The organism is Microbispora sp. CL1-1, from assembly GCF_012034195.1.
Lineage (GTDB): Bacteria > Actinomycetota > Actinomycetes > Streptosporangiales > Streptosporangiaceae > Microbispora.
This window is the reverse complement of record NZ_JAATEK010000005.1, coordinates 137,258-150,444: the sequence shown is the minus strand read 5'-3', so window position 1 is coordinate 150,444 and position 13,187 is coordinate 137,258. Positions and strand designations below refer to the sequence as shown.

General features: G+C 73.2%; 9 protein-coding genes and 1 pseudogene. 7 read left to right on the top strand and 3 right to left on the bottom strand.

Features of this window, described 5'->3' with window-relative positions; genetic code table 11:
- Nucleotides 1-11 precede the first annotated feature (11 nt).
- The gene (locus tag HCK04_RS08380) at nt 12-476 is read right to left on the bottom strand and encodes a MarR family transcriptional regulator (protein ID WP_142646564.1); all 465 of its coding nucleotides are present in this window, start codon (nt 474-476) and stop codon (nt 12-14) included.
- A gap of 103 nt (nt 477-579) precedes the next feature.
- Here HCK04_RS08380 and HCK04_RS08375 point away from each other — a divergent pair, with 103 nt between their 5' ends.
- On the top strand, nt 580-1,998 hold the full coding sequence (locus HCK04_RS08375; protein WP_142646562.1) for an MFS transporter: 1,419 nt from the start codon (nt 580-582) through the stop codon (nt 1,996-1,998).
- A gap of 300 nt (nt 1,999-2,298) precedes the next feature.
- Here the strand turns inward: HCK04_RS08375 and HCK04_RS08370 are convergent, their stop codons facing one another.
- Nucleotides 2,299-4,725, bottom strand: coding sequence for a hypothetical protein (locus HCK04_RS08370; RefSeq protein ID WP_142646560.1), 2,427 nt, complete (start codon nt 4,723-4,725; stop codon nt 2,299-2,301).
- A 133-nt stretch (nt 4,726-4,858) separates the two neighbouring features.
- Between HCK04_RS08370 and HCK04_RS08365 the strand changes: the two genes are divergently transcribed.
- The 4 genes from HCK04_RS08365 to HCK04_RS08350 all read left to right on the top strand — a co-directional run bounded on the left by HCK04_RS08365 (nt 4,859) and on the right by HCK04_RS08350 (nt 9,260).
- A complete protein-coding gene (locus tag HCK04_RS08365; RefSeq protein WP_142646558.1) occupies nt 4,859-5,212 on the top strand; it encodes a cupin in 354 nt (117 codons plus the stop codon).
- A gap of 49 nt (nt 5,213-5,261) precedes the next feature.
- Nucleotides 5,262-6,350, top strand: coding sequence for an adenosine deaminase (locus HCK04_RS08360; RefSeq protein ID WP_142646556.1), 1,089 nt, complete (start codon nt 5,262-5,264; stop codon nt 6,348-6,350).
- On the top strand, nt 6,347-6,928 hold the full coding sequence (locus HCK04_RS08355) for a PH domain-containing protein (RefSeq protein WP_142646554.1): 582 nt from the start codon (nt 6,347-6,349) through the stop codon (nt 6,926-6,928). The genes HCK04_RS08360 and HCK04_RS08355 overlap by 4 nt, the downstream gene beginning before the upstream one ends.
- Nucleotides 6,929-7,001: 73 nt before the next feature.
- Nucleotides 7,002-9,260, top strand: a complete 2,259-nt coding sequence (locus HCK04_RS08350) for a histidine kinase (protein ID WP_205830007.1) — start codon at nt 7,002-7,004, stop codon at nt 9,258-9,260.
- Between the two features lie 57 nt (nt 9,261-9,317).
- Here the strand turns inward: HCK04_RS08350 and HCK04_RS08345 are convergent.
- A pseudogene (locus HCK04_RS08345) lies at nt 9,318-9,923 on the bottom strand (response regulator transcription factor); the annotation flags it as partial.
- Between the two features lie 98 nt (nt 9,924-10,021).
- On the opposite strand from HCK04_RS08345, the gene HCK04_RS08340 reads away from it, so the two are divergent.
- Nucleotides 10,022-10,756 carry an ABC transporter ATP-binding protein gene (locus tag HCK04_RS08340; RefSeq protein WP_142646552.1) on the top strand — a complete coding sequence of 245 codons (735 nt, stop codon included), beginning with the start codon at nt 10,022-10,024 and terminating at the stop codon, nt 10,754-10,756.
- Nucleotides 10,753-13,152 (top strand): ABC transporter permease, encoded by a 2,400-nt coding sequence (locus HCK04_RS08335; protein ID WP_142646550.1) that lies wholly within the window; start codon nt 10,753-10,755, stop codon nt 13,150-13,152. The genes HCK04_RS08340 and HCK04_RS08335 overlap by 4 nt, the downstream gene beginning before the upstream one ends.
- Nucleotides 13,153-13,187 lie beyond the last annotated feature (35 nt).

The window sequence follows — 13,187 nt, the reverse complement described above, 5'->3', positions numbered from 1 at the left end:
CACATGAGGGCTCAGACGGGGCGGGGGGCCTCGTCCGGGACGGATGGCGCGTAGCCGGCGTTCACGAGGTGGGGGAACAGGTGCTCGGCCAGGACGGCCCGATGCGTGGGGGTCGCCTCCGCGTGCCGTCGCCGTCCCTCCTCGGTGAGCTGCACGAAGACCCCGCGCCGGTCCGCCTCGCACAGCGCGCGGCCGACCAGGCCCTCGCGTTCCAGCCGGGCGATGAGGCGTGACAGCGCGCTCTGGCTCAGGTGAACCTGGCCGGCGAGCTCCTGCACGCGGAACTTGGCCCCGTCCGGCCCGTCGCAGAGAGAGGACCGGTCCGCCTCCACGAGGCGCTCAAGCACCTCGAACTCGCTCACGCCGAGCCCGTGCTTGTCGCTCAGCTCACGCTCCAGCGCGCACGACACCTCCGCGTGCCGGGCGAGCAGCTCGCGCCAGGCCATCACCACAAAGCCGGTGTCGATGTCGTTCATGCGAGACCGCCTTTCTCGGCGCGACCATACCATGCACACACATTAGATGCAAACGCATTATTTGCTTGTGCATTGAATGCGTGTGCATGTAAGTTCCCCTGTCATGACTTCCTCCACTAGGGACGAGCGCTGGGGGGCCCGCCTGTGGGGTGCCCTCACCGTTCTCTGCGCCGTCGTGTTCCTCGATGCTCTTGACGTGTCGATGGTCGGGGTGGCGCTCCCGTCCATCCAGGCCGATCTCGGGATGTCCACCTCGTCACTGCAGTGGGTGGTGAGCGGTTACGTGCTGGGATACGGCGGTCTGCTGCTGCTCGGGGGCCGGACCGCCGACCTGCTCGGCCGCCGCAGGGTGTTCCTGACCGCCCTCGTCGTCTTCGCCGCCGCCTCGCTGCTCGGCGGGCTGATGACCGACGGAACCCTGCTGATCGCGGCCCGCTTCGTGAAGGGCGTCAGCGCCGCGTTCACCGCGCCCGCCGCGTTGTCCATCATCACCACGACATTCGCCGAAGGGCCCGCACGCAACCGGGCCCTGAGCATCTTCACCGCCTGCGGCGCCAGCGGCTTCTCGCTCGGGCTGGTCCTGTCCGGCCTGCTCACCGAGATCGGATGGCGCTGGACGTTCTTCATGCCGGTGCCCGTCGCGATCATCGCCCTCATCGCCGGAACGCGGCTGCTCCAGCGGGGCGAGGAACGCGGTGAAGGCGGCCACGACCTCCTCGGGGCCGCGACCATCACGGCGGCCATGCTGCTCCTGGTCTTCGCCGTCGTGGAGGCGCCCAAGGTGAGCGCGGTGCGCACCGTGCTGTCCCTCGCCGGGGCCGCCGCCCTGATCGGGCTGTTCGTCTGGCTGGAGCGCCGGGTGCGGCACCCGCTGGTCCGGCTCGGCATCCTGCGCTCCGCGCCACTCGTCCGGGCCAACATCGGCCTGGTCATCCTGTTCGGGTCGTACGTCGGCTTCCAGTTCGTGGCGATGCAGTACTTCCAGAACCTGCTGGGCTGGAGCGCGTTGCAGACCGCCCTCGCGTTCCTGCCTGCGGGACTGCTGGTCGCGCTCACCTCCACCACGATGGGCGGGTTCGCCGACCGCTTCGGCACCGCGCGGCTGATCGTGGTGGGCTCGGTGGCGCTGCTCGCGGGGTACGCGGTGTTCCTGCGGGTGGATCTTCACCCCAGCCTGCTCGCGATGGTGCTGCCGGGCATGGTCCTGCTGGGCATCGCCTTCGCGCTGTCGTTCCCGTCGCTCAACATCCAGGCGACCGCCGGGGTCGACGACGAGGAGCAGGGACTCGCCTCGGGCCTGCTGAACACCTCAGGCCAGGTGGGCGGAGCCGTGGTGCTGGCGATCGTCACCGCCGTCCTGACCTCGGGGGCGGACGGCGGCGACCCGATCGGCCACTTCCGCGCCGCGATCCTGGTCTCGGCCGGGTTCGCCCTTGTCGGCCTGGCCATCGCCCTCACCGGGCTCCGGTCCCGGCGGCGGCCGGCCGAGGCGCGGGAGGAGGCGGTGCTGGAGACGGTCTGACCCGCCCTACGTTTCCCACCGCCGTCAGAGGAAGGGGCGTCCCGGTCGCGCCGGGGCGCCCCTTCCCGCACGCCCGGCCGCCACCTTCCTGGTCAGGGCGGCTGAGCCGGTGCGCATCCGGGGACACCATGTCCGGGCGCGCCGGGGCCACCGCGTGTCCGGGCCAGTGCGTGCCGAGGGGGGTGTATGTCGGGGCCAGTGCGTGTCGAGGGCGGTGCGCATCCGGGGACACCATGTCCGGGCGCGCCGGGGCCACCGCGTGATCGGGCCAGTGCGTGTCGAGGGCGGTGCGCGTCCGGGTCAGCGCATCGTGCCGGGGACCCAGAGGGCGGGCACACCGCCCGCCTCGTCCAGCTCTATCGGCCGCGCGGCTCCGGTGCGCACGTCGATGGCGTAGACCGAATATTCCGCGTCGTCCTCGTCGTCGTCGCTGATCCGCTCCGCCTCCACGATCACCTCGTGCTCGTCCGCCCAGCCGCGTACGGCGAAGATGTGCGTGTCCTCGGGGAGGGCCGCCTCACGCCGGGTGAGCACCTTGCCGGTGACGGAGTCGATCGTGACCAACTGGCCGTGGTCGCCCTCGGCCGGGTGGGCGCGCTCGGCCGCCACGGCGACGGCGCGTCCGTCCGGGGAGACCGCGGTGCCTGCCTCGAACAGCGCGGAGTCGATCGGCGTACGGCTCAGCATGCGCCCGTCGGGCCGCATCCGCAGCAGGACGGTCGTGGTGAGCCGCCCGGGAACCGTGTCGGTGTCCCATGCGGCCGTGCCCGTCACCGTGCCGTTGTCCGAGACGGCCAGGACCCGCATCCGGCGGGGCAACGTCCGGACGTGATAGTTCGTGAGGTTCTGCACCCGTGGATGGAGCGCCCCCGCGGCCGGGCCGAAGTCGGCGGCCATCCACCGCCCGCTGGGCGAGATGACGACGTGGGTCTCCTCCGGCGAGACCTCCTCGGCGAGCGGGACCAGGTCGGTCCTCCTCGTCGTGGTGTCGCGCCGGTCGATCATGACGAAGTCGGACGAGGCCGCGCTGAAGTAGACCAGGCGGTTGCCGTCCCCGCTGATCGCGAGGAGGGGCTGCCATCCGTCGCTGAGGGCGGGGGACACGTCCGCCACACGCCACTGACCGCCCGTGGTCGCCACAACTCGCCATTGGGCGCAGCCGTTTTCCGCGAACTCCTGGGTGAACGCGTCCCAGTCGTCCGCTGTGCAGAACCCCCGGTAGGCGAAGCGTACGGGGGCGGGCAGGGACGGCGGGAGCGTGGGAGCCGCGTCGCTCTCGTCCAGCACGCCGGGGGAGGCGCCGTCCGTGCTGTGCGCGGCGCGCCCGAGCAGGCCGGCCGCGCCGAAGGCGAGGGGGACGATGACCAGAGCGGAGAGCGTGACGCTCATGGTGGTGACCAGGGCGCGCCGTCGCGTGCCCTGCCGCCGCCCGGTCCGTGCGGCCTCGGCGGTGAGAGGGACGGGATCGAGCGCGGGCATCTGCGCGGACAGGACGGCCAGTTCCCTGCGCAGCGCCGCTTCCCACGGACCGTCGCCGCGGTCGCCGGGACCGCTGCTCCCCGGCGGTACGGCAGGGGTGGCGGGCGGGGCGAACGGCGTCGCGGAAGGCGTGTTCCCCCCGGACCAGGTCTCCGGGGGCGCGCCGTAGGACGCGGGCCCGGCGGGCGGCCCGGCGGCGTGGCCCGGCTGCCACGGCGAGCTCCAAGGTGTGGACGCGGAGCCGGACGCCTGAGAGGGCGACGCCCATGAGGTTGGAGTGGCGCTGGATGCCTGGGACGGTGACGTCCATGGGGTCGGTGTGGGGGTGGGTGCCTGGGACGGTGACGTCCATGGGGTCGGTGTGGGGGTGGGTGCCTGGGACGGTGACGTCCATGGGGTCGGTGTGGGGGTGGGTGCCTGGGACGGCGACGCCCACGAGGTCGGCGACGGGCCGGGGGCCGTGCCACGCGCGCCGCCACCGGTCTCCGCATCGTCGTCCGGCGCGGTGTGGCACCGGTCCGCCTCCGGCGGCATCTGCTGGGAAGCGGCATTCTCTGAAACGGCCCTCTCCAGAGCGGAGCCCTCGCAAGCGGAGTCCGCGAAAGTGGAGTCCGCGAAAGCGGAGCCTTCTGAAGTGGGGCTCTCCGATGCGCGGGCCTCCGATGCGCGGGCCTCCGATGCGGGCGCTTCTGGGGGCGGGGCGCTTACGGCGGGTTTCGAGGGCGTCTCGTCGGGGGCAGTCTCCATCGCCCGCTCCGCCGCTGCGGGATCCGCCGGCTTCGGCGGGCTTACCTCCACGAAGGAGGCGGGAAGGCGACTGCGCAGCTCGGCGACGGCGAGCACGGTCTCGGTGTTGGCCGTCCGGGCGTCCATGCGGCACAGATTCGCCGCCTGCCAGGTGGTGTCCCCGTCGTGGAAGCACGCCACGACAAGGGCGCGGCGGCGCGGTGTCAGCGCGGTCAGCGCCTCCGCGAGGGCCGCCGCGTCCGAGCCGGGATCGAGGCGCCCGGTCCCGGGTGCGGCTTTCCGGGCACGCGGACGCTTCAGATAGGCCGCGTACAGCGCCTCACGGGCGGCGTGGGCGGGAAACGACCAGCGTACGGTGCGCCATCTGGCCGCCACGACCGAGAGCGCGGTCACCACGAGGGCGCGGGCGGCCTCCGGGTCACCCGTCAGCGACAGGGCCGTACGGGCGAGCGGCTGGGCCTGGTCCGCCGCGAAGGCGTCGAATCCCGGCAGATCTCTCACCGCGGCTCCTCGTCCGTACGGCTTCACGTTCGCACTCCCGGCCCGGCGGTCTCGTCCGCCTCTGCAGCCGCTCAAGCGTAGTGCGGATGGGCCTATATGACGCTATTTCGGATCTACTGACACACTGGGCGGCATGGTCAGGAGGATCGACGGCCCCACCCGCATTCCGGTGCCGGGCGGCAAGGTCATTGACGAATACGTGGGCCGCGTCAACGGCGGCGACGAGCAGCTCTCCATCGCGCACATGGTCGCCCCGCCCGGCTGGGAGGAGCCCGCGCAGACCCCGGAGTTCGCCGAGTACACGCTCGTGCTCAAGGGGTCGGTCATCGTGGAGCACGCGGGCGGCACCACCGTGGTCGAGGCGGGCCAGGCGTTCGTCAGCGAGCCCGGCGAGAAGATCCGCTACAGCTCCGGGCCGTCCGGCGCGGAGTACGTCGCCGTCTGCCTGCCCGCGTTCTCCCCGGACACCGCCAACCGCGACGAGTAGGACGGCCAGCTTAGGATTGCCGGAAGAACGACGGCGGCGAGGAGGGGGCATGACCAGGCTGCCCACGCTGGAGGAGATTCGCAGGGCGCCCAAGGTGCTCCTGCACGACCATCTCGACGGCGGGCTGCGTCCGGGGACGATCATCGACCTCGCCCGTGACTGCGGCCACACCCTGCCGACGTACGACCCCGGCGAGCTGGCGGCCTGGTTCAGGGACGCCGCCGACTCCGGGTCGCTGGAGCGCTACCTGGAGACGTTCTCGCACACGGTCGGCGTGATGCAGACCCGCGAGGGGCTGGTCAGGGTGGCCGCGGAGTGCGCCGAGGACCTGGCGGACGACGGCGTGATGTACGCCGAGGTCCGGTATGCCCCGGAGCAGCACACCTCGCGGGGGCTGTCGCTCGACCAGGTCGTGGAGGCCGTGCTCGAAGGCTTCCGGCTCGGCTCGGCCGGGCCCGACGGCAAGCCGCGGATCCGGGTGGGCACCCTGCTGACGGCGATGCGCCACCAGGCCCGCTCGATGGAGATCGCCGAGCTCGCCGTACGTTACCGGGACCTCGGCGTGGTCGGGTTCGACATCGCCGGGGCCGAGGCCGGCTATCCGCCCACACGGCATCTGGACGCGTTCGAGTATCTCCAGCGGGAGAACGCCCACTTCACGATCCACGCGGGGGAGGGCTTCGGGCTCCCGTCGATCTGGCAGGCCATCCAGTGGTGCGGCGCCGACCGGCTCGGCCACGGGGTGCGGATCATCGACGACATCACGGTGCCGGAGGACGGCGAGGCCAAGCTCGGCAGGCTGGCGGCGTACGTCCGCGACAAGCGGATCCCGCTGGAGATGTGCCCGACGTCGAACCTGCAGACCGGGGCCGCCCCGTCGATCGCCGAGCATCCGATCGGCCTGCTGCGCCGCCTGTACTTCCGGGTGACGGTCAACACCGACAACCGGCTGATGAGCGATACGAGCCTGTCGCAGGAGTTCGCGAAGCTCGTGGACGCCTTCGGCTACGACTGGGACGACCTGCAGTGGTTCACGGTCAACGCGATGAAGTCGGCCTTCATCCCGTTCGACGAACGGCTCGCGCTGATCAACGGCGTGATCAAGCCCGGCTACGCGCAGATGAAGTGGCACGCGTGAAGCCGCAGGTCTACCGATCGAAAGCGGCCTGGCTCCTCGGCTGGCTCTGGATGCTGTTCGCCGCGTGGAACGTGTGGGACCTGACGGCCCACGGCCACCTGCCGAGCGCGCTGATCGCGGGCGCGGTGCTCGGCGTCATCACGGCGCTGGTCTTCGTGATGGCGCTGCGGCCCGCCGTCATCGTGGAGGAGGGCGGTGTCCGCGTGCGCAACGTGCTGCGGAACGCCTACGTCCCCTGGAGCGGCGTGGACGACGTGTCCGTGACCAACGCCATCGTGATCGAGTCGGGCGACACCACCGTGCGCTGCTGGACGCCCCAGGCGACGGCCCGTGAGCGGGTCAGGGCCGCCGGGCGGGCCGCCAAGGCGGCCAAGTCGGCGAACAAGGCCGAGCGGGCGGCGGCCGAGGCCGTCGGCGCCCGCACCCACGCCGACTGGGTGGCCGACCAGCTCACCGAGATGAGCCGGTCCCGCCGCGAGAGCTCGTCCGGCGAGACCCGTGTCACCTGGTCGCCGTCCGCCGTGGCGGCCATCGCCGCCGCGATCGTCCTGGTCGTGGCCGCCTTCGTCGTCTCCTGATCACGTAGCCGGACCGGGAGCAAAGGCCGCCCGTGCGACGCCGGGGCGGCAATCGTCTGCCGGAGGGGTCTGAGTGCGTCTGGAACGAGTGATCGTCGTCGTTGTGCTCGCCGCGCTCGCGAGCGTCTACGTGATCGCCGGCGCTCCGATCGCGCTGGCGGTGCTCGGCGTGCAGGTCCTCTATCTGCTGAAGGTCAGGACGTGGTGGCTGCTCGCCGTGCAGGCCGTCCTCGTCTACACGGCGACCGTCGCGGGCGGGGTCTCGACCGGGATCCTCGGCTTCCTGGCCGGTGCGCTGCTGCTGACCCGTGCCCATCGCGATACCGCGCGCGTGCTCGCGTCGTTCGTGGTGGCGAGCGCGGCGCTGATCGACGCCGCCCGCGGCGGGGCGACGGCCGACGCGACGATCACCGTGGTGCTGATCTCGCTGGTCGTCTTCGGCCTCACCCGGCTCGTGGAGCGCGCGGGCGAGATGCACGCCGCCCGGCTCTCGCTGGCCGCCGCGGCCGTGGCTACCGAGCGGCTGCGTCTCGCGGCCGAGCTGAACGACGGCCTCGGGCGGAGCCTTGAGGTGATCGTCGAGGGCGGCCGCCGCGCGCTTGCGGAGCCGGACGGCGCGGCCGAGGCGCTGGCCTCGGTGACCGCCACCGCGCGTGCGGCGCTGACCGACGCCCGCGCCGCCTCCGCGAACTACCGCGCCACCTCCCTCGCGCCCGAGCTGGTCACGGCCCGGGCGATGCTCGACGCCGCGGGGATCGCCGTCGAGGTGCGCGTCGGCCACACCGAACCCCTCGGTCCCGGTGGCGCGCTGCTGGCGAGCGTGCTGCGCGAGGCCGTCACCGACGTCGTACGGCGGGGCAGCGCCCGGCTGTGCGTCATCGAGACGAGCGAGCAGGGAGACGAGCAGGGCGCCACCGAGGCGAGCGAGCAGCGAGACAAGCCAGGGAACACCGAGGCGAGCGGGCAGCGAGACAAGCCAGGGAACACCGAGGCGAGCAGGCAGCGAGACAAGCCAGGGAACACGGTGCGGCTGCGCGTCGTCGACGACGGCCACCGCACCGCCGATAGCCCCGACTTCGCCGGACTCCCTCTGGAGGAGGCGGGCGGCACCCTCGTCGCCGGTCTGTCCCCCGACGGACGCTTCGTGGTGGAGGCGACCGTTCTCCGTGGCCCTTCCCCGGCGGCGGTGCCCGGTGGGGAGGGCACGGGCGACGCCGGTGCTCCGATATCCCCGGCGGGCGGGTGGCGGCGACGGCTCCTGCCGAGGCTCACGCACGAGTCGTCGTACGCGGTGTCGGTGGCGGTGCTCGCGGCCGTCCTCGTGGGCTTCAGCGTCAAGGCGTTGCTCCAGATCCCCGGCGCCCTCGTGATCCCGGCCACGGCGTGCCTCGCCGTGATCGTCGTCATGCAGCTCCGCTCCGTCGACGGGCGTCACATGGTGGCGCTGGGGGTGATGGCGGTGCTCACGTACGCGCCCCTCCCGGTCTTCGGGCCCGTCTGGCTGGGAGTGTCGGGCTTCCTCGCCGGGCCGGTCCTGCTCGCGTTCCCCTGGCGGGCGGCGTGGCCGATGACGGCGGCGATCGTGGGTGGCGTCGCCGTGGCCGGGATGCTGTTCGGCCTGCCTGCCCCTGTCCTCGCCAACAGCACGGTCAGCACGCTCGTCACCGGGCTGGTGGTCTACGCCCTGCTCCGCCTGGCCCAGATCGTGAAGGAGCTCCAGGCCGCGAGGGAGAGCCTGGCCCGCTCCGCGATCGTCGAGGAACGCCTGCGCGCCGCCCGCGACCTGCACGACCTGCTCGGACACTCGCTGGCCGCGATCCTTCTCACCTGTGAGCTGGCCCGCCGCCTGAAGTCCCCGCCGGAGCGGATCGAGGAGATCGTCGCGATGGTGGAGGGCGCGCGGGCCGACCTGCGCTCGGTGTCGGGCGAGCAGCGGGAGCTGTCCCTGGCGGCGGAGGTGGAGTCGGCGCGGACGGTGCTGTCGGCCGCCGGGATCCGGGTGACCGTGGAGCCGGCCGAGCTCGACCTGCCCGCCGAGGTCGAGACCGTGCTGGGCGCCGTGCTCAGGGAGGCCGTGACCAACGTGCTCAGGCACAGCGAGGCCCGCCACTGCGCGATCACGATGCGGGCCGGCGAGAGCGGGCTGCTGCTGCGGGTGCGCAACGACGGCGTCCGGCCGGGGGAGAGGCGGCGGGGGTCGTCCGGCATCGGCAACCTGACCACTCGCCTCGCCGCCCTGGACGGCCGGCTGACCGCGCACGTCGCCGGCGACCGGTTCACGCTCGACGCCTGCGTGCCGCACCGCGCGCCGGTGCCCGCCCGGATCCGGTGACTTCCGGATCCAGCCGGCCCCTGGATCCAGCCGGCCCCTGGATCCAGGCGGCCCCTGGATCCAGCCGGCCTCGGTGGCGATGCGCACGGCGTCGGTCCGGTTGCGGGCGTTGAGCTTGGTGACGATCCCGGTGAGGTAGTTGCGTACGGTGCCCGCCGCCAGGTGGAGCCGCGCGGCGATGTCCGCGGCGTCCGCGCCGGAGGCGGCGAGGCGGAGCACGTCCGCCTCGCGCGGGGTGAGCGGGTTGTCCACCAGGTCCCAGGCGGTGACCGCGAGCGAGGGGTCGAGCACCCGTTCACCGGCCGCGACCCTGCGGATGGCGGCCACGAGCTCGTCCGGCGGCGCCGTCTTCAGCACGAAACCGGCGACACCGGCGCCGAGGGCACGGCGCAGGTGCCCCGGCTTGCCGTACGCCGTCAGCATCAGCGCACGGCAGGCGGGCAGGCGCGTACGGAGCTCGGCCGCCGCGGCCAGACCGTCCAGCCTGCCGGGCATGTCGATGTCGAGGACGGCGACGTCGGGGCGGTGGACCAGCGCGGCTGCCAGGGCGGCCTCTCCGGACTCCGCGGTCGCGACGACCTCCAGGTCCTCCTCCAGCCCGAGCAGGGCGGCGAGTGCGCTCCTGATGACGTGCTGGTCCTCGGCGAGGAGTACGCGAATCACGCCCATATGTCTACCAGTGTCCGGATCATGATGAGGTCATGGTCAGGAGGTGAGGCCGTCTCTGGGCCGCATGATCGTCGATCGGCAGGCTTGAGCACATGACAGAGGTGCTTCGCCTTGACGCGGTGAGCAAGGTGTACGGCAAGGGACAGGGCGCGGTGGCCGCCCTGCGTGAGGTCTCGGTGACCATCCCCGGCGGGAGCTTCACCGCCGTGATGGGACCGTCGGGCTCGGGCAAGAGCACGTTCCTGCACTGCGCGGCGGGGCTGGACACGCCCTCCTCCGGCTCGGTGCGGCTGGGCGGCACGGAGCTGTCCGGCATGGACGAGACCCGGTTGACGGAGCTGCGCAGGCGGCGGGTCGGCTTCGTGTTCCAGGCGTTCAACCTGGTCTCGTCCCTGACCGTGCTGGAGAACATCACGCTGCCGCTGCGGCTGGCCGGGACGCGGGCCGACCGGGCGTGGCTCGGCGAGATCGTCCGGCGGGTGGGGCTGGCGGGCCGCACCGGGCACCGCCCCGCCCAGCTGTCCGGCGGGCAGCAGCAGCGGGTGGCCATCGCGAGGGCGCTGGTGACCCGGCCGCAGGTGGTCTTCGGCGACGAGCCGACCGGCGCGCTCGACACGATGACGGCCCGTGACGTGCTCCGGCTGCTGCGGGAGGTGGTGGACGGCCTCGGCCAGACCGTGGTGATGGTCACCCACGACCCGGTGGCCGCCTCCTACGCCGACACCGTCCTGTTCCTCGCCGACGGCCGGATCGTGGACGCGATGGCCGCGCCGAGCTCCGAGCAGATCGCCGAGCGGATGACCAGGATGGGGGCGTACGCGGCATGATCACGGGACTCGCGCTGAAGACCCTGCGGCACCGCAGGGCGGCGTTCGCGGGGGCGTTCGTGGCGCTGGTGTGCGCCGCCGCGCTGGTCTGCGCGTGCCTGATGCTGCTGGAGACCGGCCTGCGGGGCGGGGTCGCGCCGGAGCGCTACGCGGGGGCGCCGCTGATCGTCGCCGGCGACCAGAACGTCCACGCGACCGTGACCAAGTCCTCCGGGAAGGTCAAGACGAAGGCCAAGCCGCTCTCGGAGCGGGTCTGGATCCCCGAGGCGACGGCCGCGAAGCTGCGCGCCCTGCCGGGCGTCTCGAAGGTGCTGACCGAGGTGACGTTCCCCGTGAACGGGCACGCTCTCGGGCACGGGTGGGAGTCGGCCGGGCTCACGCCGTTCACGATCGCGAGGGGACGCCCGCCGCGTGCGGACGGCGAGGTGGTCGTGGACGCCCGCTCGGGCCTGTCCGTGGGCGCCGCTCTCGACGTCCGGGGGACGGCGCACCGGGTCGTGGGGGTCACCGCGCAGGCGCTGCCGAGCCAGGACACGGTGTTCTTCTCGACGGACGAGGCCCGTCGGCTGGCCGGGCGTCCGGGGCTGGTGACCGCGATCGGCGTGTTCCCCCGCGTGGACGTCTCGCGGGCGCTGACCGGTCGTCTCGTGGCCCACACCGGCGACGAGCGCGGGGCGGTGGAGTTCCTCGACGCGGAGCAGGCGCGGGTGCGGCTGATCAGCATGGGCGGCGCGCTGGGCGGCACGTCGCTGCTGGTCGCGATCCTCGTCGTGACGGGCACCTCCGCCCTGGCGGTCCAGCAGCGGCGGCGCGAGATCGCCCTCCTCCGCGCGGTCGCCGCCACACCCGGGCAGGTGCGCAGGCTGCTGGGCGGCGAGGCGCTGCTGGTCGGCCTGGCGGCCGGCGTCATCGGATCGGCGGCCGGTGTCGGCCTCGGGTTCTGGCTGCGCGGCCGGTTCGTCGAGCTGGGCGCCATGCCGCCGAACCTGCGCCTTGTGGTCAGCCCGTTCCCGGCGGTGGCCGCTCTGCTGGCGGCCGTGGCGGCGGCCTGGGCCGCGACCCGCCTCTCGGTCCGCCGCACCGCGCGGATCCGCCCCGTCGAGGCCCTCGGCGAGGCCGCCCTGGGAGGGGACCGCCTGCCCCTCGGCCGGTCGATCGCGGGCGTGCTGTGCGTCGCCGGTGGGATCACGCTGACGCTGGTGCTGTCGGGACTCGAGACCGAGGCGGCGTCGAGCCCGGTGACGATGCTGACCGCGCTCGTCTGGACGGTGGCCGTCACCCTGCTCGGGCCGGTGCTCGCCCGCGTCGCGACCGCCCTGCTCGGTGTCGCGCTGCGCGCCTCCCGCGCCGGATATCTGGCGGCGCGCAACCTGCGGACGGGCCCGGGACGGATGGCCTCGGTGATGGCGCCGCTGACCCTTCTGGTGGCCATGACCTGCACCATCCTGTTCAGCCAGACCACGATGGGGCACGCGTCGGCCGCGCAGGCCGCCGCGGGCACCCACGCCGACTACGTGGTGGGCGGCGCGACGGCGGACTCCGCCGAGGCCGTGCGCCGGGTGCCGGGCGTGAAGGCCGTCACGTCGGTGGTGCGCACCTCGGTGCGCGTGGGGCTGGACAAGTACGGCGCGCAGGGCGTCGACGGCGGCGGGCGGCCGATCGGGCAGGCCGTGGACCTCGGGGTCGTGTCCGGCTCGCTCGACGGATTCGGAGCCGGGTCGGCCGCGCTGAGCGAGTCGGCGGCCTCCAGGCTCGGGCTGTCGGTCGGCGAGCCTCTCAAGCTCACCCTGGGCGACGGGACCCCTGCGGAGCTGAAGGTCGTGGCGGTCTACTCCCGCGGCCTCGGCTTCGGCGACCTGACCCTGCCGTACGCGCTGGTCGCCGGGCATGTCGACGATCCGTCGGGCACCCTGCTGGTCGAGGCCCCCTCGGTCTCGCGTGCGGCCCTGGCCGACGTGGCGCCGATCGTGGCGCCGATGGAAGGGGCCGGGGCGGAGACCCCGAACGCCGAGGTCAACTATGTGGCCATGGGCCTGATCATCGCGTTCAGCGCGATCGCCGTGGTCAACACGCTGGCGATGTCCACCACGGACCGGTCGCGGGAGCTCGCCCTGCTCCGCCTGGTCGGCGCGACCCGGCGGCAGGTGCTGCGCATGCTCCGCCTGGAGACCCTGACCGCGCTGATCGTCTCCGTGTTCGCCGGGACCGGCATCGCGCTGATCACGCTGTCGGCCTTCGGCAGGGGGATGACCGGGTCGGCCCTGCCGTACGTCCCCCCGGCCGGCTATGCGCTGGTGATCGCCGCGGTGGCCGCGCTCGCCCTGGTCGCCACGAGCCTCCCCGCGCGTCTCGCCCTGCGCGCCCGCCCGGCCGAGGCCGTCGGCGCCCGCCAGTGAACCCTCTTTCCCCGACAAGCTCGAAAGCCGCAATC

What these genes read in the sequence shown, in the direction of transcription:
- HCK04_RS08380 (WP_142646564.1), bottom strand. Translation starts at nt 476, where the DNA reads ATGAACGACATCGACACCGGCTTTGTGGTGATGGCCTGGCGCGAGCTG.
- HCK04_RS08375 (WP_142646562.1), top strand. Translation starts at nt 580, where the DNA reads ATGACTTCCTCCACTAGGGACGAGCGCTGGGGGGCCCGCCTGTGGGGT.
- HCK04_RS08340 (WP_142646552.1), top strand. Translation starts at nt 10,022, where the DNA reads ATGACAGAGGTGCTTCGCCTTGACGCGGTGAGCAAGGTGTACGGCAAG.
- HCK04_RS08335 (WP_142646550.1), top strand. Translation starts at nt 10,753, where the DNA reads ATGATCACGGGACTCGCGCTGAAGACCCTGCGGCACCGCAGGGCGGCG.
- HCK04_RS08360 (WP_142646556.1), top strand. Translation starts at nt 5,262, where the DNA reads ATGACCAGGCTGCCCACGCTGGAGGAGATTCGCAGGGCGCCCAAGGTG.
- HCK04_RS08365 (WP_142646558.1), top strand. Translation starts at nt 4,859, where the DNA reads ATGGTCAGGAGGATCGACGGCCCCACCCGCATTCCGGTGCCGGGCGGC.